This window comes from Cellulomonas sp. KH9 (assembly GCF_900114185.1).
Classification (GTDB): Bacteria; Actinomycetota; Actinomycetes; order Actinomycetales; family Cellulomonadaceae; genus Cellulomonas.
In genome coordinates this window covers 538947-562607 of record NZ_FOSE01000001.1, presented here as the reverse complement: position 1 = coordinate 562607, position 23661 = coordinate 538947, and the positions used below count along the sequence as shown (strand labels likewise).

Below are 23661 nucleotides of genomic sequence, written 5' to 3'. Positions count from 1 at the left end.
GATGACCACCGTCGACTCCGCGTCGCTCCTGATCGAGGGGCCCTGGCAGCACCGCTTCGTCACGGCGAACGGCGCCCGGTTCCACGTCGCGCTGACCGGACCCCAGGACGCTCCGCTCGTGGTGCTGCTGCACGGCGTGCCCCAGCTGTGGTGGGCGTGGCGCCACCAGCTCCCCGTCCTGGCCGCCGCGGGCTACCGCGTCGCCGCGATGGACCTGCGCGGTACCGGCGGGTCGGACAAGCCCCCGCAGGGCTACGACGTGCCGACCCTGGCCGCGGACGTCGCCGGCGTGGTCCGCTCCCTCGGTGCGGAGTCCGCCGTGGTCATCGGTGCGGGCACGGGCGGCGACGTGGCCTGGGCGACCGGTGCGTACCACCCGCAGGTCGTGCGGGCGCTCGGTGTGCTCGCCGCCCCGCACCCGCTGGACGCCGTCGCGCTGCCGCGCCCACCGCTGCGCCCCGCCGCCGCCGCGGTGCTCGCCTTCGCCCAGCTGCCGTCGCTGCCGGAGCGGGCGATGGTGCGGGGCGACCTCGTCGACCGGATGCTCGGGCGGTGGGGCGGCGTGCCCGGTCTGCCCGGCCGGGAGGCCGTCGAGACGTACCGGCGGGCGGTGCGGGTGCCCTTCGCCGCGCACAGCCAGCTGGAGCAGGTGCGCTGGCTGGTCCGTTCGACCCCGCGCCCCGACGGCGCCCGGTACCGGGCGGCCCTGCGGGCGGCCCGCCCCGTCCCCGTGCTGCAGGTGCACGGCGTGCTGGACGGGCTGCGCCCCGCGTCCGGGACGGCGCTGCGGGCCGCCACGGCGCATCTCGCGCAGCCGTACCGGTACGAGCTGCTGCACGGCGCCGGGCACTACCTGACCGACCAGGCCCCCGGCCTGGTCGGCGAGCTGCTGGTGGACTGGCTGGCCGAGGTCGGGTCCGTCAGCCCTTGAGCATCTCGGCGGCCCGCACCGGGTCGGTCTCCCCGACACCCGCGGACGGGCACAGCGCGGCGACGGGGCACGCCCCGCACGCCGGACGCCGTGCGAAGCACGTCCGCCGCCCGTGGAAGATCAGCCGGTGCGACGCCATGGTCCACTCGCGCCGCTCCAGCAGCGCACCGAGCTCGGCCTCGATGACCACGGGGTCCTCGCTGGTGGTGTAGCCCAGCCGGTGGGACAGCCGCTGCACGTGGGTGTCCACCGTGATGCCCGGCACGCCGAACGCGTTGCCGAGGACGACGTTGGCCGTCTTGCGCCCGACACCGGGCAGCGTGACGAGGTCCTCGATCCGACGGGGCACCTCACCGCCGAACCGCTCGACGAGCGCCTGCCCGATGCCGATCACGGCGCGGGTCTTGGCCCGGAAGAACCCGGTGGGGCGCAGCACGTCCTCCACCTCGGTGGGGTCGGCCGCCGCCAGCGCGGCGGCGTCGGGCCACCGTGCGAACAGCTCGGGCGTCGCGAGGTTCACGCGCACGTCCGTGGTCTGGGCCGACAGCACGGTCGCCACCAGCAGCTCGAAGGGGTTGCGGAAGTCGAGCTCGCAGCGCGCGTCCGGGTACCGCACGGCCAGCGCCCGGTCGACGCGGCGGGCACGTCGGGTCCGGGCGAGCGGGGTCTCGAGGGTGAGGTCGGTCACGCGGCGAGCGTACGGGGCCCCACCGACGTCCGTCCCCTGCCGGCCGGCGTTGGGCCTGGCGGGTGAAAGGACCGTACGGATCGGTGCGGACCGGTCAAGACCGCGGCGCGCCGGTCCGAACCAGGAAGCGTGACGTCCTGCGTCGACCCCCTGCCCGACCTGCGGCTCGCGCGCCGTGCGCTGCGTGCCGAGCGCGAGCGGGTCGCGTGGTGGCGACGCGCCGTGCGTGCCCGCATGGACCTGGCGGTGGCGGCGGCAGCCCCCGCGGGCGTCCTCGGTGAGCAGGTCGCGTTCCTCCTTCCCCTCGACGTCTGCCTGCAGGTGCCGCGCCCCGACGAGCTGGGCACCGCGCTGCCCCCGGGCGACGGGCACGACCTCGGCCGGCTGCCCGAGCTGCGCGCGCTCGACGCCCGGCTGGCCACCTACGAACGGGGCGTCGTGGACGCCCTCGACCGCACCACCGCCCGCCTCGTCGAGCTCCTCGCCGGCGACCCGTCCGCGACGCTGCGCCCCCGCACGCCCGCCGTCGAGGGCCGCTGACCACGGCGAGAGCGCGCTGCGCACCGCGTCGACGCGCGGCAGGCCCGCGATGGGGCAGACTGGTTGCGGACGTCCGGCCTCGCAGCCGGACGGGACGTACGCCCGCGAACGAGCGCGGGACGAGGGGAAGGAACCGCCGTGGCGGAGGACATCGTGCTGACGGCGCCGCTGTTCGCGGGCATGGACGAGGAGTCGTCCCGGGCGCTCATCGACTCGATGAAGGTGCTCGACGTCACGCGCGGCGACGTCCTGTTCCACGAGGGGGAGCCGGGCGACCGGCTGTACCTGGTGCGTGACGGCAAGATCAAGCTCGGGCGACGCTCCAACGACGGACGCGAGAACCTGCTGGCCGTCCTCGGCCCCGGCGAGATGTTCGGCGAGCTGTCGCTGTTCGACCCGGGCCCGCGCACCGCGACCGCGACGGTCGTGGCCGACGCCGTGGTGCTGGAGCTGGGCCACCGCGACCTCATCACCTGGCTCGCCGACAAGCCGACCGTCGCCGAGCACCTGCTGCAGGCCCTCGCGCGGCGGCTGCGCCGTACCAACGAGGCGCTGGCGGACCTCGTGTTCTCGGACGTCCCCGGCCGCGTCGCCAAGGCGCTGCTGGACCTGTCGACGCGGTTCGGCCAGCCGGTCGAGGAGGGCATCCGCGTGGCGCACGACCTCACGCAGGAGGAGCTCGCGCAGCTCGTCGGGGCGTCCCGCGAGACCGTCAACAAGGCCCTCGCCGACTTCGCCGCACGCGGGTGGGTGCGGCGCGAGGGTCGTGCGGTCGTGCTGCTCGACGTCGACCGCCTGGAGCGCCGCGCCCGCTGAGGCGCCGCGCCCGCTGAGGCGCCGCGCCCGCTGAGGCGCCGCGCCCGCTGAGGCGCCGCGCGCGGTCGTCCGGACCGACCGCCCGATCCGCCTCGCCGGCCGGTCAGTCCGTCTCGCCGGTCAGTCCGTCTCGACGACCAGCTCGAGCTCGACCGGTGCGTCCAGCGGCAGCGCCGCGACGCCCACGGCGGAGCGGGCGTGGACGCCGCGCTCGTCGAGCAGCTCGTGCAGCAGCAGGCTCGCACCGTTGACGACGGCGGGGTGGCCGGTGAACCCGGGGTCGCTCGCGACGAGCCCCACCACCTTGACCACGCGGCGCACCCGGTCGAGGGCCGCGACGGGGTCGCCGTCGGGCCCCTCGGCCGCGAGGACCGCGCCGACGGCGGCCAGCGCGTTCAGCGCGGCGGTCCGCGCGAGCGCCGCGGCGGTCTCGACGTCGACCTCGGCACCGACCTTGCCCGTGACCGGCAGGACCCCGTCGACGAACGGGAGCTGGCCGGACGTCCAGACGTGGGCGCCGCTGCGGACCGCGGGGACGTACGCCGCGAGCGGTGCCGCGACGCCCGGCAGGGTCAGGCCCCGCTCGGCGAGGCGAGCCGCGACACGACCGGGGGTCGGGCCGACCATCAGGCGGCCTTGGGACGCTTCAGGTAGGCGACGAGGCCCGCGTCGGGGCCCTGGATCACGGTCACCAGCTCCCAGCCGTCGGACCCCCACTGGTCCAGGATCGCCTTGGTGGCGTGGATGATGAGCGGAACGGTCGCGTACTCCCACTGGGTGGCCATGCGCTCACCCTAACGGTGTGGAAGCGCTCACACGCCGCCCAGAGCGACGAGCGCCGGCTCGTTGCCCAGCAGCTCGGCGCGCCAGGACGCGACCTCCGGCCGACGGCGCAGCAGCGCCCGCCGCTCGCGCTCCGTCATGCCTCCCCACACGCCGAAGTCGGCGCGGCTGTCGAGCGCGTCCGCCAGGCAGTCCAGGCGCACGGGGCACCCGTGGCAGACCGCCCTCGCCTCCCGCTGTGCCGCGCCCTCGACGAAGAGCGCGTCGGGCGCCTGCTTGCCCTGCCCGCACGACGCCTGTGCCGTCCAGTGGCCCTCGTACACCTGTGCCCCCTGCGCTACCACCACGTGATCCTCCGCGTGTCGCTCCCTGCGTGTCGCAGGCGTGACGGTATCGGCACCAGGGAGGTCCTGACGAGACCCCGGACGGGTTCTTTCCGGCCGGGTGCTCCCCGACGTGTGCAGGTCGGGTGAAGGCCCGTGCGTGGGGGACGTGCGGACCGCCGTCGACGCACCTCCCCCCGGTAGCCTGACGCCATGCCGACCCCTGCCCGCGCGCGCGGACGCAGGGTCAGCGCCGCCCAGGCGCTGGCCCTCCTGCTCTCCTTCTGCCTCGTCGCCGGTATCGGTGGTGTCCTCGCCGCCGGCCTGGTGCTGCCCGGCGTCGCCGTCGCCAACGGCGTCACGAGCATGTCCGTGACGGCGTTCGACGACCTGCCCAGCGAGCTCGAGCAGGCGCCCCTGCCGGAGAAGTCGGAGATCCTGGCGGCCGACGGCACGCTGCTGGCGACGTTCTACGACCAGAACCGCATCGTCGTGCCGCTCACGGAGATCGCGCCGATCCTGCAGCAGGCGGTCGTCGCGGTGGAGGACCGCCGGTTCTACGAGCACTCCGGCATCGACCCCGCGGGCATGCTGCGGGCGGCCGTCGCACAGGCCGGCGGCGAGACGCAGGGCGCGTCGACCCTGACGCAGCAGTACGTCAAGAACGTCTTCCTCGACGCGGCCGAGCGGGTCGACGACCCCAAGGAGCGCGCACGGCTGCGCAGCGAGGCCAAGGTCTCGAAGGGCTCGGCCGGCATCGCGCGCAAGCTCCGCGAGGCCAAGATCGCGATCACGCTCGAGAAGTCCATGACGAAGGACGAGATCCTCGAGAAGTACCTGAACATCGCCGCGTTCGGGGCGTCGGTGTACGGCGTGGAGTCGGCGGCGCAGTACTACTTCAGCAAGTCGGCCAAGGACGTCAACTACCTCGAGGCCGCGACCATCGCCGGCATCACGCAGTCGCCCAGCGCCTGGGACCCGGTCGGCGCGGCCAACCAGACCGACGAGCAGCGTGCCGAACGGTACAAGAACTCCCAGAAGCGCCGGGACAAGGTCCTGCGTGACATGGAGCGCGAGGGGTACATCACCCCGGAGGATCTGGCGAACGGCCTGGCGACGCCGATCCAGGACACGCTGGCCGTCTCGCCGCTGCGGCAGGGCTGCATGTCCGCCGACGCGGCGGTGCCCGGCTCCGGGTTCTTCTGCGACTACGTCACCAAGGTCATCGCCAACGACCCGGCGTTCGGGGAGACCGCCGCGGCGCGCAAGAAGCTGCTGTACATCGGCGGTCTGCGGATCACCACGACGCTGCGTCCCGCCGAGCAGGCCGTGGCCGACGCCGAGGTCAAGGCCGGTGTCCCGGTCGACGACCCGTCCGGCGTCGCCAGCGCCGTGGTCTCGGTGGAGCCGGGGACGGGGCAGATCACCGCGATGGCCCAGAACCGCAACTACTCGGCGCTGCGCGAGCAGCAGCCCGGTGAGACGTCGGTCAACTTCAACACGAGCTACCAGTACGGCGGGTCCGGCGGGTTCGCCCCGGGCTCGACGTTCAAGGTGTTCACGCTCCTCGAGTGGCTCAAGCAGGGCCACGCTCTGCAGGAGACGGTCAACGGCTCGCGGCTGCAGTACAACACCCGCGAGTTCACCGCCTCGTGCGTCGGACGCTTCGCCAACGACACCTTCAAGTTCGGCAACTCCGAGAACGGCCGGGCGATCCCCCAGAGCGTGCTGGACGCCACGCGCAACTCGGTCAACTCCGCGTACGTCGCCATGGCGTCGCAGCTCGACCTGTGCAACATCATGCAGGGCGCCGCGGACCTGGGCGTGACCAAGGCGGGCGACCCGAACCAGACCAACGCGAGCGGCAAGCCGCTGGGCGGTACGCCCTTCGACCCCTACCCCGCGGTGGTCCTGGGCACGGACTCGACGTCCCCGCTGCAGATGGCGGCCGCGTACGCGACGTTCGCGTCGGGCGGCACCTACTGCAAGCCGATCGCCATCACGCAGGTGATCGACGCGACCGGCGCCGAGGTGCCCGTCCCGTCGGCGGACTGCCTGGGCGGTGCCATCGACCCCAAGTACGCCTCCGCCATGAACTACGCGCTGAGCAACGTGTGGACCGGCACGGCCAAGTCCGTCGGCGCTCCCCCGTTCCCGTCCGCGGGCAAGACGGGCACGACGTCGAGCAACGAGTACAACTGGTTCGTCGGCTACACCCCGCTGCGCGCGACCGCCGTGTGGGTGGGCTTCAGCGACGCCATGCGGTCCATGAACCGCGTGACGATCAACGGCAAGCGGTACACCAGCGGCCCGTACGGCTCGTCGATCGCCGCCCCGACGTGGAAGCGGTACATGACGCAGATCCTCGCCGGCACCGACAACCCCGGGTTCTCCCAGCCGGCCGACCGTGAGATCTACGGCGAGCGGGTCTCCGTGCCGTCCGTGCTCGGCCTGGGCGAGCAGCAGGCGCGCGAGCGGCTGGAGCGTGCCGGGTTCGGCCTCTCGGTCTCCGGTGAGCAGATCGCGTCGGGCTACCCGGCCGGCACCGTCGCGGAGCAGTCCGCGGCGACGGCGTCGCGGGGTGCGACCATCACCGTGAAGATGTCGAGCGGGCAGCCGGCGCAGAACCCCGGCGGCCCCGGCCCCGGCGGCGGCGGTCCCGGTGGCGGCGGTCCCGGTGGCGGCAACGACGGCGGGAACCGCCCCGGCCCGGGCCAGCCGTGAGCGGTGGCACCACGGCGACCGGCACGGCCGGCCGCGCCGGCACCGCCCTGCGTGCGGCCGGCGGGCTGGCCGTGGCGGGTGCGGCCGCCCTGGCCTGGGCCTCGCTCGTCGAGGTCCGCTGGTACGCGCTGCGTGAGGTGACCGTGCCGGTCCTGCCCCCGGGGCAGGCGCCGCTGCGGGTGCTGCACGTGTCCGACCTGCACCTGACCCCGGGGCAGCGCCGCAAGGTCGACTGGGTCCGGGACCTGGCGACGCTGGACCCGCACCTGGTCGTCGACACCGGCGACAACTGGGCGCACATCGACGCGATGCCCGCGCTGCTGCGTGCGCTCGAGCCGCTGCTCGCCGTCCCGGGTGCGTTCGTCCTGGGGTCCAACGACTACGTGGCGCCCGGTTTCAAGAACCCCGCGCGCTACCTGCTGCCCGACGCACGGCACGCCCCGCAGCGCCCGCCCGCGGCCCTGCCGTGGCGGGAGCTCGTCTCGCGGCTGACCTCGGCCGGCTGGGTCGACCTGTCCAACCGCCGCGACGTCCTCGAGGTCGACGGGCGCCGGCTGTCGCTGGTCGGCACCGACGACGCGCACCTGGACCGCGACCAGATGCCCCCGGCGGGCGGGCCGGACGACGCGCGCACGTCGGACGGCCGCTCCCCCGCGGTCGACCTGCACGTGGGGGTCACCCACGCGCCGTACCGGCGGGTGCTGGACGCCATGCACGCCGACGGGGTGGACCTGACGATCGCCGGGCACACCCACGGCGGGCAGCTCGCCCTGCCGTTCTGGGGGGCGCTGACCACCAACTGCGACCTGGACCTGCGTCGCGCCAAGGGGCTGCACGGCTGGCCGGGCGCCCGCCCGGACCGCGCCGACGGTGCGGGGTCCTCCTGGCTGCACGTCTCCGCGGGGCTCGGCACGTCGCCGTACGCGCCCGTGCGCTTCGCGTGCCGGCCGGAGGCGACGTTGCTCACGCTGACGTCGCCCTGATCGGATTTCGTCGCGAGGGTCCTCGTCGGCTATCCTTGCCAGGCTCCACGGGGTGTGGCGCAGCTTGGTAGCGCGCTTCGTTCGGGACGAAGAGGTCGTGGGTTCGAATCCCGCCACCCCGACACAGTCAGAGGGCCGGTGAACTGGGCAGACGCCCGGGTCACCGGCCCTCTGCCATGCGGCCGGCACCGACGCGTCGACGGCGTCGGGACGGCCGGCACCGACGGCCTCCGGGCTCAGCAACACGGTGACGCACGCCGGTCGGGCCGCCCGCCGACGTCCGCCCTTGTTAGCGTGACCGCGTGCCCAAGCCGTCGCGACCGAGCAGCCTCCTGTCCGGCACGCCACTGGGGTCCCGGTCGATCCTGCGGGAGATCCTGGTGCGCGGACCCCTGTCGCGCACCGACCTGGCGACGGCGCTCGACCTCACGCTGCCCAACGTCAGCCGGCTGACGCGACCCCTCGTCGAGCTGGGCGTGCTGGTCGAGACGACGGAGCGGGTCACCGGCCTCGGCCGGCCTCGGCAGCCGCTCGACGTCGCCATCGACGACCACCGGGTCGTCGGCGTCAAGGTGACCGCCGACCACCTGTACGCCGTGTGCACCGACCTGCGGGCCCGCGTGGTCGCCGAGACGCACGAACCCCTCACCACGACCGAGCCCGACGCCGTCGCCGAGCAGATCGCCGCGATGGTCGTGCGGCTGGCGGACGGGACCGACATCGTGCGGGGCGTCGGCGTGACGATCGGCGGTCACGCACCGGACCGGTCCACGGTCGCGTCCGCACCGTGGCTGGGCTGGTCGGACGTCGACGTCGCCGGGCGCCTCTCGGAGCGCACCGGCCTGCCCAGCGTGGTGGACAACGACGTGGCCGGGACGACGGGGTTCCTGCACTGGTTCGGGTCCGCCCGGACCCTCGACCGGTTCGCCGTGATCACCGTCGGGGCCGGGGTCGGCTTCGCGCTCGTGACGCACAACAGGATCGTGCGCAGCCGTTCGGCGGACCTCAACGGCCTGGGCCAGCACGTGGTCGCGGTCGCCGGTGACGGCACGGTCCGGACGGCCGCCTCGTACCTCACCACGGCCGCGATCTGCGAACGGGCGTCGACGGCCTACGGGAGCGAGCTGACCCACGCGCGGGTGCTGGAGCTGGCACGCGAGGGGGACCCGGCGTGCCGGCAGGTCGTCGACGAGGCCGTGGCCGTCCTCGGGCACCTGGTCGCCTCCGTCGCCGACTTCGCGCTCGTCGAGCACGTGGTGCTCTCGGGCGAGGGCATCCTGCTCGCCGCGGAGCACCGCGAGGCGCTCGAGTCCGTCGTCCGCACCCGTCGCCCCGCCGACGACGGCCCGGTCATGGACGTCCACGGGGTGGACTTCACCGAGTGGGCACGCGGGGCGGCCGTGCTGGCGATCCAGGAGTTCGTCGCCGCCCCCAGCACCGTCCACCCGACGCTGGGCGGCTGACCGCCCACCCGTCCCCCACCGCACCGATCACCACGGCCCCGAGCAGGCTCACCGGAGCGCGGTCGCCCCCAGCAGCCCGTCCGCGACGCCGCGTGTCACGGTCGGCGCCAGTGGCAGACGCGGCAGGAGCGTGGCCTGGACCGCGTGGTAGAGGTCCGGCTTGCCGGACCACACCGCGGCCGACGGGCGGTTGCCGGGGTCGAGCTCGTGCTGCCAGGAGCCGTCCGCCAGGTCGAGCAGGTACCGCGCGGCGTAGTCCCAGAACGTCCGGTACCACGCCGCGTAGGACGCGTCCCCCGTGCGCCGGTGGAGCGCCGCCGCGGCGCAGATGGCCTCGGCCACGACCCAGTGCATGCGGTGACGCACCACCGGGCCGCCGTCCCAGTCGGTCGTGTAGACGAACCCGTCGGCGCCGTCGACCGCCCACCCGTCCGCCACGGCCCGCTCGAAGAGGGCCACCGCGGCCGCGAGCAACCCGTCGTCGACGCCGATGGCGGCCTCGAGGTGGAGCAGCAGCCTCGACCACTCCAGACCGTGGCCGGGAGTCGCACCGAAGGGCTTGAACTGGTCGTCCGGGCGGTCCCGGTTGAGGTCCGGGTGAGGGGTCCAGTCGGAGCCGAAGTGCTCGGGCAGGCGCCCGTCGTGCGCGTCCACCAGCCCGACCACGAATCGCGCCGCCCGTTCGGCCCGCCGCCGCCAGGCCTCGGCCCGGTCGGCGGGCACGGCGTCCGCCACCGCGAGCATGGCCTCGACCGAGTGCATCGTGGAGTTCAGTCCGCGGTAGTCGTCCGGCCGCGCGAAGTCCCGGTCCCACGCGTCGACGACCAGCCCCACCTCGTCGTCCCAGAACCGCTCGAGGAACACCGCGGTCGCCTCGTCCAGGAGCGTCGCCGCACCGGCCCGCTCGGCGAGCACCGCGCTCGATGCAGCCAGCATGACGAAGGCGTGGTCGTAGCAGGCCTTGCCGGCGGTGAGGTCGGCCGACCCGTCCGGCAGCAGGGCACGGAACCAGCCGCCGCGCTCGGCGTCACGCAACCGCCCACGCAGGCCGGCGATCGCGTCGTCGGCGACGAGGCCCGCCCCGGGGAACCCCAGCAGGCTCCCGAGGCTGTAGACGTGGGCTGCCCGGGCGGTCAGCCAGGTCGCCACGCCCTGCGAGGGGTCAGGGGTGCCGCGGCCGTCGAGGTAGGCAGCGCCGCCGTCGACGAGGCCCGCGTCCAGACCGAAGGTCAGCAGGCGCCTGCACTCGGCGTCGAGCCACGCGTGGTGGGCGGGCCGTTCGATCCAGCCGGTCATGACTGCTCCTTCGCGGGGCTGTGGACGGAGGGCGCGCGGGGAACCAGGCGCAGGACGCGCGCCGAGGGTGAACGGGTGCCGCCGTGGACGCTCAGGACCCCGTCGCCCGGCCGCCAGGACGTCCGCCAGCCGGTGGTGCCCGGGGTGCCCCGGGGCGGGAAGACGGTCTCGACGGCGAGCTCACGCCCCACGTGGGCCGGGAACGGGAGGTCGAGCACCGCACACGCGCCCGGGAGCCGCCAGACGGTGACGACCACCGTGCCGTCGGCGTGCAGCGCGAAGGCCTGCCAGGCGCCCCGGTGCTCCAGGCCGAGCGGCCAGGACGGGACGCCCCGGGCGAGGACGGGCGCGAGCCCGCGGTGGGCCGCCACCCCCGAGCCGACCAGCGCGAGCTGCGCGTCGTCCATGGTGTCGAGGTGGCCGGAGAGGTACAGCCGTCCGGTCACGCCGGCCACCAGGGTGAACGCCGACTCCTCGACGCTCATCGAGGGCTGGGCGTACCCCCAGTGACCGGCCTGCTCGGGCAGCACGGACGCCGGGGTCGCCGCCGCGATGGGCGGGTAGAGCAGCGGGTCCTGCTGGTCGGAGGTCGACTGCAGGTGCAGCCGCGAGAGCGTCGCGTAGTCCATCCGCATGGCTCCGGAGGCGCAGTTCTCGACCAGGAGCGTGGGGTGCCGTGCCAGCACCGCGTCGAGCCAGTCGAGGTAGGCGCGGCAGTGCTCGAGCAGCCCCGCACCGGCCGGCTGCCCGCCGACGTCGGTACCCGGCCCCGGCATGATGTTGTAGTCGAGCTTGAAGAACCCGACGCCCATGCCGACCAGACGGTCGACGACGGCGTCCAGGTGGGCGCGGGCGGCCGGGTGCCTCAGGTCGAGCTGGTAGCGGCCGTGCTCCACGACGCGCCGGCCGAGACGCTGGAAGAACGCCTCCTCGGGAAGGACGTCCGCGACCGGGGAGCGCACACCGACGACCTCGGGCTCGAGCCAGATACCGGGCACCATCCCCAGGTCACGGATGTGGTCGAGCACCTCCTGCAGCCCACCGGGGAAGCGGGACCTGCTGGGTTCCCACGCGCCGACGGCGTCCCACCATCCGCCGGCGCCGTCGTCGTACCACCCGGCGTCGATGCAGTAGTACCGCGCACCGGCCCGTGCGGCGGCATCCGCCAGGGGCAGGATCGCGGCGGTCGTGGGGTCGCCCATCAACGTGTTCATGTAGTCGTTGAAGATCACCGGCAGGTCCCCCGGCCGGGCCGTGCCCACGTGGGCGACGAGTGCCCGCCGGTACGTGGTCAGGGCCGCGAGCGCTGCGTCGACGGGCGTGTCACGCCCTGCGACCGGCGCGTGCGCGACCGTCACCGCGACGGGCACCGACGTGAACCGCTCACCCGGCGGGAGCGTCACCGACCAGTGGTGCTCGGCGTCGGTGGGACCGAGCAGGGCGAGGCTGGCCCCCCGCTGGTCCTCACCGACCTCCCAGTGCCACGCACCGTTGTGCTCGATCTGGAAGGCGAGTCCGTAGGTGCCGCCCCGCTCCACCAGCACGCCGGTGGGCAGCCGCTCCCCCGTGGACCACGACGAGCGGGTGGTGACGGCCATGCGGGCGCGGTTGAGGTGGTGGTGCACGGCGGTGTCCATGGCCGGCAGCCCGACGTCGCGCAGCGGGGCGCGGTGCCAGCGGGACTCGGCCACCCAGTCGTTGTCCGCCCACAGCACGTCGACGTCGTCCACCTCCACGCCGGCGTCCGGCAGGAACGTGCCGAGCACGAGCGACGTCACCGCCTGGACGGTCACCGGGGACGCGCCGGCCTCGAGGACGGTCCAGCACCGCAGTGCCCCCGCGAGCGGGCTCAGGACGCTGGTGGCGCGCAGGCCGGTCACGGCGTCGACCTGATGGAGGTGCAGGGCACCGTCGACCACCTCGTGCCCGGTGTACCGCAGCCGGGCGCCGACGACGGTGGACGTGTAGCGGTGGCTGCCCGGGAACCGGCCGTGGCCGAGCACCTGCACCTCCACGAGAGGCGGGGTGACGGTGGCCGGCCCCTCGTCGTCGACCGTCACGGGGACGGCCGTGCGGGCCGCGTCCGACGGGCGCAACGAACGCAACGTCACGGGCGCGTCCGGCCCGATCCGCACGAGGGTCTCGAGTCCGCCGGTGCTCCAGCGCAGGGTCGTCATGGTCGCCTCTCGGGCTCGGGGGTGCGGTGGTGGTCCGGGCGGCGCGGTCAGGAGAGCGCGGGCAACGTGTCGAGCGTGACCGCGTACGGGCTGTGGTACGCGGCACGCAGCACGTCCGGGTCGGTGGTCGACTCGCGGGTCCACTCCTGGCTCCACGTCATGAGGAACGTCCACGGCACGCGGGAGACCTCGAGCGCCGCCAGGTCGGCCATGGGCCCGATCTCGGCGTCGCTCCCGTGCAGCGGCGAGAACCAGTGCCACGTGAGGTGGAGCAGGCCCTGGCGCTCGGCCCACTGCCAGGCCTGCTCCAGGGTGCCCCGGTTCTGCTCGACCTCGGTCAGGCACGCCTCGCCGCTCCGGGCGACGTCGATGTTCGGCGAGTACGCCAGCAGCTCGAACCCGCAGAGCGCCGGCAGCCTGCCCGTGGTCCGCGCGATGTACGCGAGCTCCTCCTGGGCCCGCGTCTGGGTGTGCCGCCCCAGGACGACGCCCCGGCCGCGCAGCTCGTCCAGGTGGTCCAGGACGTTGCGCACCTCGGCGGACGCGTCGGGGTTGCAGGGACGGTCGTCACCCACGTCCCGCTCCGTCGCGGCCCAGCAGGTCGTTCGCGCAGCGCACCGTGCCCGCGAAGGCCGCGGGGTCGACGTCGGCGGCGGTGGCCACGTGGAACGTGACCGACGCCCCGGCCGGCAGGCTCACCATGCCGCCGGCGACGCGCGCGGCCGGGTCGACCTTGTCCGCGAGGACCATGAGGTCCCGCACGTAGGACGAGGCGGTGACGGTCAGGTCCACGCCGCCGTCGACGGGGACCGCGTCGACCGTCACCGGTGCCGGGTCGAGCACCTGCCCGACGACGTCGGCGCCGTCGAGGAAGGCGGGCGCGAACCCGCTGCCGGTGTCGTCGGGAACCACGACGACGACCTCGCGCGAGGCGTCGGTGAACGTGACGACGTCAGCGGGGAGCACGACGTCGGCCGCGCCCCGCGCCGGGACCTCGGCGGCCAGCGTCGCGGTCGCGAGCACGGTGCCGTCGAAGGTCTGCCGGGTCGCGGTGAACGTGCCGGCGACGTCCTCGGCGGTGTCGTTGACGAGCACCAGCGCGGTGGTGTCGGGCTCGGCGGGCAGCCCTTCCCAGGCGGCGTCCCGGGCGGCCTGGGAGGCACGCGGCTGGATGGTGGCCAGCCGCGGCGCGTAGGCGTCACGCATCGCGTGCCACAGGGGCTTGCGGTGCCCGTCGTGGTCGACCGCGGCCCAGGACACCACCGGCCAGTTGTCGTTGAGCTGCCAGAGGATGGTGCCGGTGTTGTGCGGCGTCAGCGACCGCCAGTGCTCGACGCCGAAGCGCACCGCCTGGGCCTGGTTGAGCTGGGTGGTCCAGTGCCAGTCCTCGATGCCGCTCGGGTCGGGCAGGTGCCCCTGCCAGCCGCGCTCGAGCTTCTTGTTGCCCTGGTTCGCCTTCTGGTGGACGAGCATCTCGTGCCCGAAGGGGTCCATCGGCTCGTCGTGGACGACCCGCGTGAGCGTCGACCACGCCGGCGGACCCTGGAAGCCGAACTCGCTGACGAACCGGGGCCGGTAGTCCCGGTAGACGGTGTAGTCGACGCGGTTCCACACGTCCCAGACGTGCATGGTCCCGTAGCGCTCGTCGTTGGGGTACCGGTAGTCCCCGAACGAGAAGGGCGAGGCCGGCGAGTAGAACCGCGTGGTGTCGAGCTCGGCCAGCAGTGCGGGGAACAGCTCGGTGTAGTAGCCGTCACCCCAGGGGCGACCCGCGAGCCGGTGCCCCCAGCCCCAGTCGACGCTTCCCCAGGTGTTCTCGTTGTTGCCGTTCCAGACGACCAGCGAGGGGTGCGGGGACAGGCGGGTGATGTTCTCCCGCGCCTCGGCCTCGACCTCGCTCCACATCGCGGCGTCCTGCGAGTAGGCGGCGCACGCGAACAGGAAGTCCTGCCACATGAGGATCCCGGCCTCGTCGGCGAGGTCGTACAGCTCGTCGTTCTCGTAGATGCCGCCGCCCCAGACGCGGAGCAGGTTGACGTTGCCCTCCAGCGCGTCGGCGACCGCCCGCCGGTACCGGTCGGGTGTGACGCGCGTGAGGAACGCGTGGTCGGGGATCCAGTTGACGCCGCGCACCAGCACCGGCCTGCCGTTGACGAGGAGGGTGAACGGTGCGCCCGCCTCGTCGTCGGCCGTGTCGACCGTGACGGTGCGGAAGCCCACCCGCCCGGCCCACGAGCCGTCGCCCGCGCGCACGTCGACGCCGTACAGCGGCTGCCCGCCGTGCCCCACCGGCCACCAGAGGTCCGCGTCGGGCACCCGGACCTCGACGACGCCCGTGCCGGCGCCGGCGGGGACCACGCCGTCGGCGGTCAGGACGTCACCGGCGGGGGACGTCACGGTGACGGTCACGGGCACCTCGCCGTCGCCCGACGCCCGCTCGACCTGCACGTGCGCGCTCAGCACGCCCGTGGTGCCGTCGACGTCGACGAGCGGACGGACGGACGCCACCCGCACGCCGGACCACGAGTCGAGGCCGAGCGGCTTCCAGATGCCCGCCCCCGCGACGTCGATCCCCCAGTCCCAGCCGAAGGAGCAGGCCATCTTGCGCAGCTGGTTGTACTCGTGGTGGTTGGTCCGCGGCAGGGCGCCGTCCCGCTCGGCGCGGGCCAGCGCCTCGGGGACCGGCGCGGCGAACGTGACGGTCAGCGTGTTGGTGCCCTCGTGCAGCAACTCCCGCACGTCCCAGCGGTAGGAGCGGTGCATGTTCTGCGTGCGGGCGACCACGGCCCCGTTCAGCTCGACCGTCGCGACCGTGTCGAGACCGTGCGCCACCAGGTCATGGCGCTCGGCCTCGCCCGGGCTCCACACGAACGTGGTGGTGAAGCGCCACGAGGTGTCGCCGATCCACTGCTGCGCGGCCTCGTTGTCGCCGTCGAAGGGGTCGGCGACCAGCCCGGCCGCCAGCAGGTCCAGGTGCGCCTCGCCCGGCACGACGGCCGGGACACCGGCCGCGAGGGCCTCCGCGGCGGCGGCGGGCACCGGGCCGTCGACGGCGGTGAGGGTCCAGCCCTCGTGCAGCGGGCGGAAGGTCGGGGGGAGGTACGTCACGGGAGTCCTCGCGTGTCGGTGGTGCGGGAAGGGTCGGGGTACCCGCCGGGCGTGCGTGCCGGGCAGGTCGGGGGGCGGGCGGGGGCGGTCAGCGTTCGCGCACGACGCGCACGGTCCCCGGCGGGAGCGTCACGCGCGGCTCGACGTCGGTACCCGTGAGCAGCTCGGTGCCCGTCGCGGCGACGGTGTGCTCGTCACCCGTGTGGTTCAGGAGGAAGAGGTACGACCGGTCGTCGCCGACCCGGCGTACCGCCTCCACGCCGGGCGGCGCCTCGACGGTGCGAGCGATCCCCGTCTCCGCCAGCAGCCGGGCGGTGACGCGGTCCACCGCGGCGGGCTCCAGCGGGGCGGAGACGTACCAGGCGGCACCGCGGCCGACCTGGCGGCGCGTCACCGCCGGACCACCGGCCAGGGAGCCGGAGGTGTAGGAGACGACCGCCTCGGCGCCGTCGAGGTGCACGCGCTCGGTCCAGTCGGCCACCGAGCTGCCGTCGTCGAGCGTGGCGCGCTCCCCGACCTGCAACGGGTAGAACTCGTCGGCCCAGGCACCCAGCACCTCGCGGAAGGCGCCCGGGAACCCCCCGGGGATCACCTGGTTGCGCTCGTCGCACGCACCGGACAGGTACGTCACGAGGAGCGTGCCGCCACGCCGCGGTACCGCGTCCAGCCGTGCCGCGAGGTCCTCGTCGACGACCAGGAGCGTGGGGACGACGACGAGGTCGTACCCCTCCAGGTCGGCGTCCCGGGGAACCACGTCGCACAGCACCTGCAGGTCCCACAGGGCGCGGTGCCAGGCGCGCAGCTCGGGACCGTAGCGGAGCCCGCGGTGCGGCTTGAGCCCGTGGCCCAGCGCCCACCCCGCCGCGTCGTCCACGACGATCGCGGCCCGCGCGGGCTCCACCCGGGTGCCGGCGACCTCCGCGATCGCGCGCAGGTGCCCACCGAGCTCGACCACCTCGCGCCAGATGCGCGACCGCGTCCCGCTGTGCGGCAGCATCGCGGAGTGGAACTGCTCCGCCCCGGCGCGTGAGGCGCGCCACTGGAAGAACAGCACCCCGTCCGCGCCGCGCGCGACGTGCGCGAGCGCGTTGCGCCCGATCTCGCCCGGGTCCTTGGCCCGGTTGCGCTGCTGCCAGCTCGGGCTGCCGGTGGAGTGCTCCATGAGCAGCCACGGCCGCCGGCCGGCGCTGATGCCCCGCATCCGGTCACCCGCGAAGGCCAGCTCCTGCTCGCGGTACGGGTCGTCCACCAGCGTGTAGTGGTCGTTCGCCACGACCGCCGTGTGCGGCGCCCACGAGGCGTAGTCGACGACCTGCGCACCCGCACCCACCATGAAGTTCGTCGTCACCGGGGCGTCGGAGTGCCGTTCGATGACCTCCTTCTCGGCGAGGTACTGCGACAGCAGCGCGTCCGACGAGTACCGCTCGAAGTCGAGGAACATGGACGGGTTGGGGGCGCCGTGGCGGCCGCGCGGAGGGTCGATCTCCTCCCAGGTGCCGAAGCGGTGGCCCCACTGCGCGGTCCCCCAGGCGACGTTGAGGGCGTCGAGCGACCCGTACCGGTCCTCCAGCCACGCCCGGAACCCCGCGGCGGACAGGTCGCAGTAGCACCGCATGTTGCCGCCGCCGAGCTCGTTGCCGACGTGCCACAGCCTGACGGCGGGGTGCCGACCGTAGCGGGACGCCAGCTCCTCGACGTGCCGCAGCGCGTAGTGGCGGTAGACGGGGTTGGCCGGGCACCACGCGTTGCGCCCCCCGGGCGGCTCCCGGTACCCGTCGGCCAGGACCGGGGCGATCTCGGGGTGCGCGGTGAGCAGCCAGCTCGGCGGCGCGGCCGTCGGCGTCGCCAGGTCGATGGCGATGCCGTTGCCGTGGAGCAGCTCGACGACCTCGTCGAGCCACGACCAGTCGCGCACGCCGTCGGACGTCTCGACGGTGCCCCAGGCGAAGATCCCCAGCGAGACCAGGCTGACCCCGGCCTCCCTCATGAGGCGCACGTCCTCGTGCCAGACCTCCCGGGGCCACTGCTCGGGGTTGTAGTCACCGCCGTAGGAGATGCCGTCGGTGGGCCAGGTCAGGGGCGCGGGCGCCGGGGGCGGCGGGATCGACGCCCGGACGAACTCGGTCACGCTGTCCTCCGTGCGGTTGCCGCGCTCCGTGCGGTTGCCGCGCTCCGCGCGGGGGATCCGACCTGCTGCCACTCGCCGGCGAAGTGGTCGTAGCAGACGCTGTTGTCGATCGCGGCGCGGTCGATCACCGCACCGGCGGCGACCCGCGCCGGCCCTCGCTCCGGATCCGGGGCGGCCATCGCGAGCAGCTTGGTGTAGTCGTGCTGCGGGTCGAGGATGACGGCGTCCGCCGGCCCGCGTTCCACCACCCGGCCGCGGAACAGCACGACGATCTCGTCGGAGAAGTGGCGCGCGGTGGCGAGGTCGTGCGTGATGTACAGCACCGCGAGCCGGTCCTCGCGCTGCAGGCGGCCGAGCAGGTTGAGCACCCCCAGGCGGATGGACACGTCGAGCATCGACACCGGCTCGTCGGCGATCAGCACCTGCGCGCCCGGGGCCAGCGCCCGGGCGATCGCCACGCGCTGGCGCTGTCCGCCGGACAGCTCGTGCGGGCGTCGGGCAGCGATCTGCTCCGCGGGTGAGAGGTTGACGCGCTCCAGCATCTCCAGCACCCGCTGGTGCGTCTGGGCGGCGCCCGTGGTGCGCTGGTGGATCCTCAGCGGGCGGGCGACGTGGTGCTCGATGGTGTGGAACGGGTTGAGCGACGCGTAGGGGTCCTGGAACACCATCTGCACCTGACGGCGGTACAGCGAGCCCTGCACGGGGGTGCCGTCGTCGAGGCGCACGTCCACGGTCCCCGACGTCGGGGACTCCATGCGGGTGAGGATCTTCGCGATCGTCGACTTGCCCGACCCCGACTCGCCCACGAGGGCGACGGTCCTGCCGGGAGTCAGGTCCAGGCTCACGTGGTCGACGGCGCGCAGCCTGCTGCGCCGCAGCCCCTCGCGGATGGTGTAGTCCTTGACCAGGTCGGTCACGTGCACGCGGGTCATGCGGGCACCTCCGTCGTCGGCTCGGGCCCGGCTGTCTCGTCGACGCCGGAACGGATGAACGCACCGCGCTCGCCGTGCAGGCTGGGGAAGGACCCCAGCAGCTTGCGGGTGTAGGGGTGCCGGGGCTCGCGCAGCAGCCGCTGGGAGGTGTCCAGCTCGACGATCTCGCCCCGCAGCATGACGGCGATGCGGTCGGAGATCTCCAGCAGGAGCGGCAGGTCGTGGGTGATGAAGACGACCGCGAAGTCGAGCTCGTCGCGCAGCCGGACGATCTCCGTGAGGATCTCGCGCTGCACGACGACGTCGAGCGCGGTCGTCGGCTCGTCCATGATCATGATCTGCGGCTCGAGCAGCATGGCCATGGCGATCATGACGCGCTGGCGCATGCCGCCGGACAGCTCGTGCGGGTACGACGAGAGCCGTCGCGGGTCGACGCCGACGCGCTCCAGCACCTCGACGCTGCGCGCCTCGACCTGCGCCCTGGTCATGCGCGGGCGGTGGGCCCGGAGGGTGTCGCGCAGCTGGGCACGGATCGACGTGACCGGGTTGAGGGCGTTCATCGCCCCCTGGAACACCATCGAGAGCTGTGACCAGCGGAACTCGCGCAGGTCGGCGTCCTCGAGCGCCAGGACGTCCACGTCGTGACCCGCCCGGTCGTGGAAGACGATGTCCCCGGACGCGATGCGCGCGGGCGGGCGGTGCAGCCTGTTGACGGCGTACGCCAGGGTCGTCTTGCCGCAGCCGGACTCGCCGGCCAGGCCGAGGATCTCCCCGCGGTGCAGCGTGAGGCTCGCTCCCTTGACGGCGGTCACCGGCTCCTCGACCTCGTAGACCACGGTGAGGTCCCGGATCGTCAGGACCGCGTCGCGGTCCGTCGCGTCGGGGCCCACGGCGAGGGTCGCTGTGCTGGTCATCGGGACGCCACCTCCTGGGCGCCCGCCTCGGACCGGCCGGCCGTGCGGCGGTCCGCCCGCCGGACCTCCCGCTCGAGGCGGATCGCCTTCCTGGCCCGCTTGCGGTGCGCGCGCACGTTCTTGAGCTTGGGGTTGATGATCTCGTCGATCGAGAAGTTGATGAGGGACAGCCCCATCCCGAAGAGGGCGATGAGGAGGCCCGGGGGCGCGAACCACCACCACGCACCCATGCCGAGCGCGAAGCCGTTCTGCGCGAAGAACAGCATCGTGCCGAGCGTCGAGGCGTTCGAGGCGCCCAGGCCGATGAACGCCAGCCCCGCCTCCCCGAGGATGGCGGCGATGACCGCGAACACGAACTGCGACGCGATCACGGGCAGCAGGTTCGGCAGGATCTCGACGACGATGACGCGCCACGACCTCTCGCCGGCGACCCGCGCGGCCGCGACGTAGTCGCGGCTGCGCACCGACAGCGTCTGCGCGCGCAGCACGCGGGCGGATCCGGCCCAGCTCGTGATGGCCAGCACGACGGCGATCGTCCAGAGCCCGCGTGCCTCGCGGGGCACGAAGCCCGAGATCACGATGACCAGCGGCAGCCCGGGGATGACGAGCATGACGTTGGAGAGCAGCGAGAACGCCTCGTCGGTGAGACCGCCGCGGTAGGCACCGTAGATGCCGAAGAAGCAGGACAGCGCCGTGGCGATCAGGCCGACCAGCAGGCCGATCTGCAGCGACCCCCGGGTGGCGTGCGCGAGCTGGGCGAAGACGTCCTGACCGGTCTGCGTGGTGCCGAGGACGAACTCGCCGGACGGTGCCGTCAGGCCGATGTCGCGGATCTGGCCCGGGTCGCCGACGAGGTACGGGCCGATGGTGCCGAACAGCGCGATCGAGATCACGAGGAACAGGCCGAGCGCCAGCCACGGCGTCATCGTGGGGAGCATCGCCCGCCACCCGGCGCGCGGCCTGTCGGCGGACGACGCCACCGGGGCGAGCTTCTCGTCGGCGGCCGAGCCGACCGTCGGTCCGTTGTCGGTGCTGAGGTGGGTCATGGTCGTCTCCTGTCAGGACCGAGCCCGGGTGCGGGGGTCGATGAGGCCGTAGAGAAGGTCGACCACGAGGTTGGCGGCCAGCACGGAGAGCGTGATGAACAGGAACATGCCCTGCATCAGCGCGAAGTCGTTGTTGGACACCGCCATCAGCAGCCGGCTGCCGATGCCGGGGTAGGAGAACACCTGCTCGGTGATCACGGACCCGCTGACGACGAACCCGAGCGAGATGGCGAACCCGGCCACCGACGGCAGGACGGCGTTGCGCGCGGCGTACGAGCGCAGGATCTTCGTCGGCGACAGGCCCTTGGCCTCCGCGGTCAGGACGTAGTCCTCCGAGAGCGTGGAGACCATCATGTTGCGCATGCCCAGCAGCCAGCCGCCGATCGACGCCAGCACGATCGTCAGGGCCGGCAGGAACCCGTGCTGGATCGCCGAGCCGATGAAGTCCGCGTTCCAGCCGGGCTGCAGGGTGACGTCGAACCCGCCCTGCATGGGGAACCAGCCCAGGTTGCGGGCCAGGAAGTAGACCAGGACGAGCGCCAGCCAGAAGTACGGCATGGACGCCATGAGGGTGGTGGCCGGCACCAGCGAGTCGAGCCAGGTGCCGGGCTTCCACCCGACGAAGGCGCCGAGCAGGACACCCAGGATCGCGGTGATGACCGTGGCGAGCCCGACCAGGACGATGGTCCAGGGCAGCGACTGCAGGATGACGTCGCTGACGCGGGCCGGGAAGTAGCTGACCGAGACCCCGAGGTCCCCCCGCAGGAGGTTGCCGAGGTACTGCACGTACTGCTCGAGGATCGGCTGGTCGGAGTCGCCCCCGAGGAGGAGGGCGTACGCCGTGCGCGTCTCCGCCGTGACCTGGCCGCCACGCTGCTGGAGACGTGCCAGCAGGATGTCGACCGGGTTGCCGGGCATCAGGCGTGGGATCGCGAAGTTCAGCGTCAGCGCGGCCCACAGTGCGACGGCGTAGAAGCCGAGCTTGCGCAGGACGAAGCGCATGGGTCCTCCTCCTCGGGGGTCGACGTGCCGCTCAGCCGACGGGGCTCAGGCGCTGGTAGATCTGCGCGTTGTCGAACGACGACCAGACGGCCGGGAAGGCGTAGAGGTCGTCCTGCGTGGGCCAGCCCTCGAAGCGCGCGGTGTTCCACACCGAGGTGGTGCCGCCGTTGAGGACCGGGATGTACGGCATCTCGTCCAGCAGGATCTGCTGGATCGTGTCGAAGTGCGCCTGGCGGGCCGGGTCGTCGAAGGCCATGGCCGTGAGCGCCTCGATCGCGGCGTCGACCTCCGGGTCGGCGAAGCGCGCGAAGTTGTTGCCGGCACGCTCACCCACCGCGGCGCCATTCCGCGAGTGGAAGAAGTCCTGGTAGACGAAGTACGGGTCGGGCTGCGGGCCCTGGTGCACACCGTCGATGGCGAGCTGGAACTGACCGGTCACCTTGCGCTCGGTCCACTCGTTCCACGACGACTGGGAGACGTTGATCTCGATGCCCGCGGCACGGGCCTGCGAGCTGATGACGTCGAGAGCGGTGATGTAGTCGGTCCACCCGGTGACGACCTCGACGGACAGGGACAGACGCTGCCCGTCCTTGGCGAAGATGCCGTCCGCGCCCTTGGCCCAGCCGGCGTCCTCGAGGAGTCGCGTGGACTCCGCCGGCTGCGCGGTCATCGGGGCCTGGTTCTCGTCGAGGATCGTGACGAAGTCGTCCTGGCCGGGGGTCAGGGCGAAGACCGGCGAGACCGGCGCGGCCGTCTTCTCGAACGCGAGGTTGTTGAGCTGGGTGCGGTCCAGCGCGTTGTAGAGGGCGTGCCGCACGACCGGGTCGGTCTGCGGGCCCTCGCACCCCATCTCGACGGACGAGCACGTGGCCAGGACCATCTGCGACGAGAACGCCGTCAGGTGGTGGTACTGGGGGTGGTTCTTGTTCGTGTTCTGGATGTCGGGGATCGGTCCGGTCAGCCAGTCGATCGTGCCGGCGGAGACCGCGTCGGCGCCGGCCTGGTTGCCGGAGAGCGCGATCCAGCGGATCTTCTGCAGCTCCGGCTCGCCGCCCCAGTAGTCGGGGTTGGCGACGAACGTGAAGGCCTGCGGCATGAAGCTGTCCAGCATGAAGGCGCCGGTACCGACCGGGTTCTCCATGATGTCGGTGGTCGGGTCGACGTCGGCCCAGAGGTGCTCGGGCACGATCACCTGACGACCGAGGATCTGCGCCCCCAGGACGAAGGACGCCCGGTCGAACGAGAACTTCACCGTGTGCTCGTCGAGCGCCTCGACCTGACCGTCCCAGCCGAAGCTGTCGAGCTGGGGGTACTCGTCGATCAGCTGGAACGAGAACACGACGTCGTCGGCCGTGAACGGCTCCCCGTCGGTGAAGGTGACGCCCTCCCGCAGGGCGACGGTCAGCTCGGTGCCGTCCTCGTTCCACTCGTAGGAGGTGCCGAGCACCGGCTCGAACTCGTCCGTGGACAGCTGGTTGATGAAGAACAGCTGCTCGTAGATCGTGCCGACGCCACCGATCTGCGACGGCGAGAACGGGTTGAAGTTCTTCTGGTAGTCACCTGCCTGGCCGGTGAACGCCACCAGCGTGCCGTCCTCGGCGCCGGACGTGCCGGCGTCGCTTCCGCCGGAGTCGGAGGAGCCGCATCCGGCCACCATGAGGCTCAGCGCGGCGGCACCTGCGAGCACCGCGACCGCGCGCTTCTTCAGGAACATCCTTGGTCCTTTCTCAGCGCCGAGCACCGACGCCTGGCGGGTGTCGAGCGGGATCCCCTCGACGTTGAGGTATCCTTCACACACTTAATTATT

20 protein-coding genes and 1 tRNA gene are annotated in these 23661 nt (G+C 73.3%); 7 read left to right on the top strand and 14 right to left on the bottom strand.

From position 1 onward, the window contains the following. Position 1 precedes the first annotated feature (1 nt). Positions 2 to 931 (top strand): alpha/beta fold hydrolase, encoded by a 930-nt coding sequence (locus BMZ16_RS02550; protein WP_089798020.1) that lies wholly within the window; start codon positions 2 to 4, stop codon positions 929 to 931. Here the strand turns inward: BMZ16_RS02550 and nth are convergent. Continuing rightward, a complete protein-coding gene (nth, locus tag BMZ16_RS02545) occupies positions 921 to 1619 on the bottom strand; it encodes an endonuclease III (RefSeq protein WP_089798019.1) in 699 nt (232 codons plus the stop codon). The two genes, BMZ16_RS02550 and nth, sit on opposite strands and share 11 nt — an antisense overlap. 129 nt (positions 1620 to 1748) lie before the next feature. Between nth and BMZ16_RS02540 the strand changes: the two genes are divergently transcribed. Beyond that, complete coding sequence (locus BMZ16_RS02540; RefSeq protein ID WP_089798018.1) at positions 1749 to 2159, top strand: hypothetical protein; 411 nt, start codon at positions 1749 to 1751, stop codon at positions 2157 to 2159. A 138-nt stretch (positions 2160 to 2297) separates the two neighbouring features. Further along, the gene (locus tag BMZ16_RS02535; RefSeq protein WP_089798017.1) at positions 2298 to 2975 is read left to right on the top strand and encodes a Crp/Fnr family transcriptional regulator; all 678 of its coding nucleotides are present in this window, start codon (positions 2298 to 2300) and stop codon (positions 2973 to 2975) included. A gap of 120 nt (positions 2976 to 3095) precedes the next feature. Here BMZ16_RS02535 and BMZ16_RS02530 read toward each other — a convergent pair whose 3' ends face one another. The 3 genes from BMZ16_RS02530 to BMZ16_RS02520 are packed head-to-tail and all read right to left on the bottom strand — an operon-like array spanning position 3096 to position 4102. Then, positions 3096 to 3602 carry a RidA family protein gene (locus tag BMZ16_RS02530; RefSeq protein WP_089798016.1) on the bottom strand — a complete coding sequence of 169 codons (507 nt, stop codon included), beginning with the start codon at positions 3600 to 3602 and terminating at the stop codon, positions 3096 to 3098. Further along, entirely contained in the window at positions 3602 to 3760 is a 159-nt protein-coding gene (locus BMZ16_RS19135; protein ID WP_089798015.1) for a hypothetical protein, read from the bottom strand. Before BMZ16_RS19135 ends, BMZ16_RS02530 begins: the two co-directional genes overlap by 1 nt. A gap of 27 nt (positions 3761 to 3787) precedes the next feature. Further along, the gene (locus BMZ16_RS02520) at positions 3788 to 4102 is read right to left on the bottom strand and encodes a WhiB family transcriptional regulator (RefSeq protein ID WP_304441031.1); all 315 of its coding nucleotides are present in this window, start codon (positions 4100 to 4102) and stop codon (positions 3788 to 3790) included. A 192-nt stretch (positions 4103 to 4294) separates the two neighbouring features. On the opposite strand from BMZ16_RS02520, the gene BMZ16_RS02515 reads away from it, so the two are divergent. The 4 genes from BMZ16_RS02515 (at position 4295) to BMZ16_RS02500 (ending at position 9251) form a co-directional block, all read left to right on the top strand. Continuing rightward, positions 4295 to 6805: a penicillin-binding protein gene (locus tag BMZ16_RS02515; RefSeq protein WP_089798013.1), complete on the top strand. Its 2511-nt coding sequence runs from the start codon at positions 4295 to 4297 to the stop codon at positions 6803 to 6805. Beyond that, on the top strand, positions 6802 to 7788 hold the full coding sequence (locus BMZ16_RS02510) for a metallophosphoesterase (RefSeq protein WP_255366391.1): 987 nt from the start codon (positions 6802 to 6804) through the stop codon (positions 7786 to 7788). The genes BMZ16_RS02515 and BMZ16_RS02510 overlap by 4 nt, the downstream gene beginning before the upstream one ends. A 48-nt stretch (positions 7789 to 7836) precedes the next feature. Continuing rightward, a tRNA-Pro gene (locus BMZ16_RS02505) sits at positions 7837 to 7910 on the top strand. A gap of 180 nt (positions 7911 to 8090) precedes the next feature. Beyond that, positions 8091 to 9251 (top strand): ROK family transcriptional regulator, encoded by a 1161-nt coding sequence (locus BMZ16_RS02500; RefSeq protein WP_089798012.1) that lies wholly within the window; start codon positions 8091 to 8093, stop codon positions 9249 to 9251. A gap of 48 nt (positions 9252 to 9299) precedes the next feature. Here BMZ16_RS02500 and BMZ16_RS02495 read toward each other — a convergent pair whose 3' ends face one another. The 10 genes from BMZ16_RS02495 to BMZ16_RS02450 all read right to left on the bottom strand — a co-directional run bounded on the left by BMZ16_RS02495 (position 9300) and on the right by BMZ16_RS02450 (position 23568). After that, positions 9300 to 10547, bottom strand: a complete 1248-nt coding sequence (locus BMZ16_RS02495) for an AGE family epimerase/isomerase (protein WP_089798011.1) — start codon at positions 10545 to 10547, stop codon at positions 9300 to 9302. Continuing rightward, complete coding sequence (locus BMZ16_RS02490) at positions 10544 to 12724, bottom strand: glycoside hydrolase family 36 protein (RefSeq protein WP_089798010.1); 2181 nt, start codon at positions 12722 to 12724, stop codon at positions 10544 to 10546. The genes BMZ16_RS02495 and BMZ16_RS02490 overlap by 4 nt, the downstream gene beginning before the upstream one ends. A 47-nt stretch (positions 12725 to 12771) precedes the next feature. Further along, on the bottom strand, positions 12772 to 13299 hold the full coding sequence (locus BMZ16_RS02485) for a glycosyl hydrolase (protein ID WP_089798009.1): 528 nt from the start codon (positions 13297 to 13299) through the stop codon (positions 12772 to 12774). Next, positions 13292 to 15832, bottom strand: coding sequence for a glycoside hydrolase family 2 protein (locus BMZ16_RS02480; protein WP_089798008.1), 2541 nt, complete (start codon positions 15830 to 15832; stop codon positions 13292 to 13294). The genes BMZ16_RS02485 and BMZ16_RS02480 overlap by 8 nt, the downstream gene beginning before the upstream one ends. Positions 15833 to 15920: 88 nt before the next feature. After that, positions 15921 to 17960 (bottom strand): beta-galactosidase, encoded by a 2040-nt coding sequence (locus BMZ16_RS02475; RefSeq protein WP_255366309.1) that lies wholly within the window; start codon positions 17958 to 17960, stop codon positions 15921 to 15923. Next, positions 17957 to 18892: an ABC transporter ATP-binding protein gene (locus tag BMZ16_RS02470; RefSeq protein ID WP_089798007.1), complete on the bottom strand. Its 936-nt coding sequence runs from the start codon at positions 18890 to 18892 to the stop codon at positions 17957 to 17959. The genes BMZ16_RS02475 and BMZ16_RS02470 overlap by 4 nt, the downstream gene beginning before the upstream one ends. Beyond that, entirely contained in the window at positions 18889 to 19806 is a 918-nt protein-coding gene (locus BMZ16_RS02465) for an ABC transporter ATP-binding protein (protein ID WP_089798006.1), read from the bottom strand. The genes BMZ16_RS02470 and BMZ16_RS02465 overlap by 4 nt, the downstream gene beginning before the upstream one ends. Further along, a complete protein-coding gene (locus BMZ16_RS02460; protein WP_089798005.1) occupies positions 19803 to 20852 on the bottom strand; it encodes an ABC transporter permease in 1050 nt (349 codons plus the stop codon). Before BMZ16_RS02460 ends, BMZ16_RS02465 begins: the two co-directional genes overlap by 4 nt. A 12-nt stretch (positions 20853 to 20864) precedes the next feature. After that, positions 20865 to 21854: an ABC transporter permease gene (locus BMZ16_RS02455; protein WP_089798004.1), complete on the bottom strand. Its 990-nt coding sequence runs from the start codon at positions 21852 to 21854 to the stop codon at positions 20865 to 20867. Positions 21855 to 21885: 31 nt separating this feature from the next. Beyond that, the gene (locus BMZ16_RS02450) at positions 21886 to 23568 is read right to left on the bottom strand and encodes an ABC transporter substrate-binding protein (protein ID WP_089798003.1); all 1683 of its coding nucleotides are present in this window, start codon (positions 23566 to 23568) and stop codon (positions 21886 to 21888) included. Positions 23569 to 23661: the final 93 nt, after the last annotated feature.

Excerpts from the sequence above, each read along its gene's own strand:
- BMZ16_RS02550 (WP_089798020.1), top strand. The coding sequence starts at position 2 with ATGACCACCGTCGACTCCGCGTCGCTCCTGATCGAGGGGCCCTGGCAG.
- BMZ16_RS02530 (WP_089798016.1), bottom strand. The coding sequence starts at position 3,602 with ATGGTCGGCCCGACCCCCGGTCGTGTCGCGGCTCGCCTCGCCGAGCGG.
- BMZ16_RS19135 (WP_089798015.1), bottom strand. The coding sequence starts at position 3,760 with ATGGCCACCCAGTGGGAGTACGCGACCGTTCCGCTCATCATCCACGCC.
- BMZ16_RS02515 (WP_089798013.1), top strand. The coding sequence starts at position 4,295 with ATGCCGACCCCTGCCCGCGCGCGCGGACGCAGGGTCAGCGCCGCCCAG.
- BMZ16_RS02495 (WP_089798011.1), bottom strand. The coding sequence starts at position 10,547 with ATGACCGGCTGGATCGAACGGCCCGCCCACCACGCGTGGCTCGACGCC.
- BMZ16_RS02490 (WP_089798010.1), bottom strand. The coding sequence starts at position 12,724 with ATGACGACCCTGCGCTGGAGCACCGGCGGACTCGAGACCCTCGTGCGG.
- BMZ16_RS02470 (WP_089798007.1), bottom strand. The coding sequence starts at position 18,892 with ATGACCCGCGTGCACGTGACCGACCTGGTCAAGGACTACACCATCCGC.
- BMZ16_RS02465 (WP_089798006.1), bottom strand. The coding sequence starts at position 19,806 with ATGACCAGCACAGCGACCCTCGCCGTGGGCCCCGACGCGACGGACCGC.
- BMZ16_RS02460 (WP_089798005.1), bottom strand. The coding sequence starts at position 20,852 with ATGACCCACCTCAGCACCGACAACGGACCGACGGTCGGCTCGGCCGCC.
- BMZ16_RS02455 (WP_089798004.1), bottom strand. The coding sequence starts at position 21,854 with ATGCGCTTCGTCCTGCGCAAGCTCGGCTTCTACGCCGTCGCACTGTGG.
- BMZ16_RS02450 (WP_089798003.1), bottom strand. The coding sequence starts at position 23,568 with ATGTTCCTGAAGAAGCGCGCGGTCGCGGTGCTCGCAGGTGCCGCCGCG.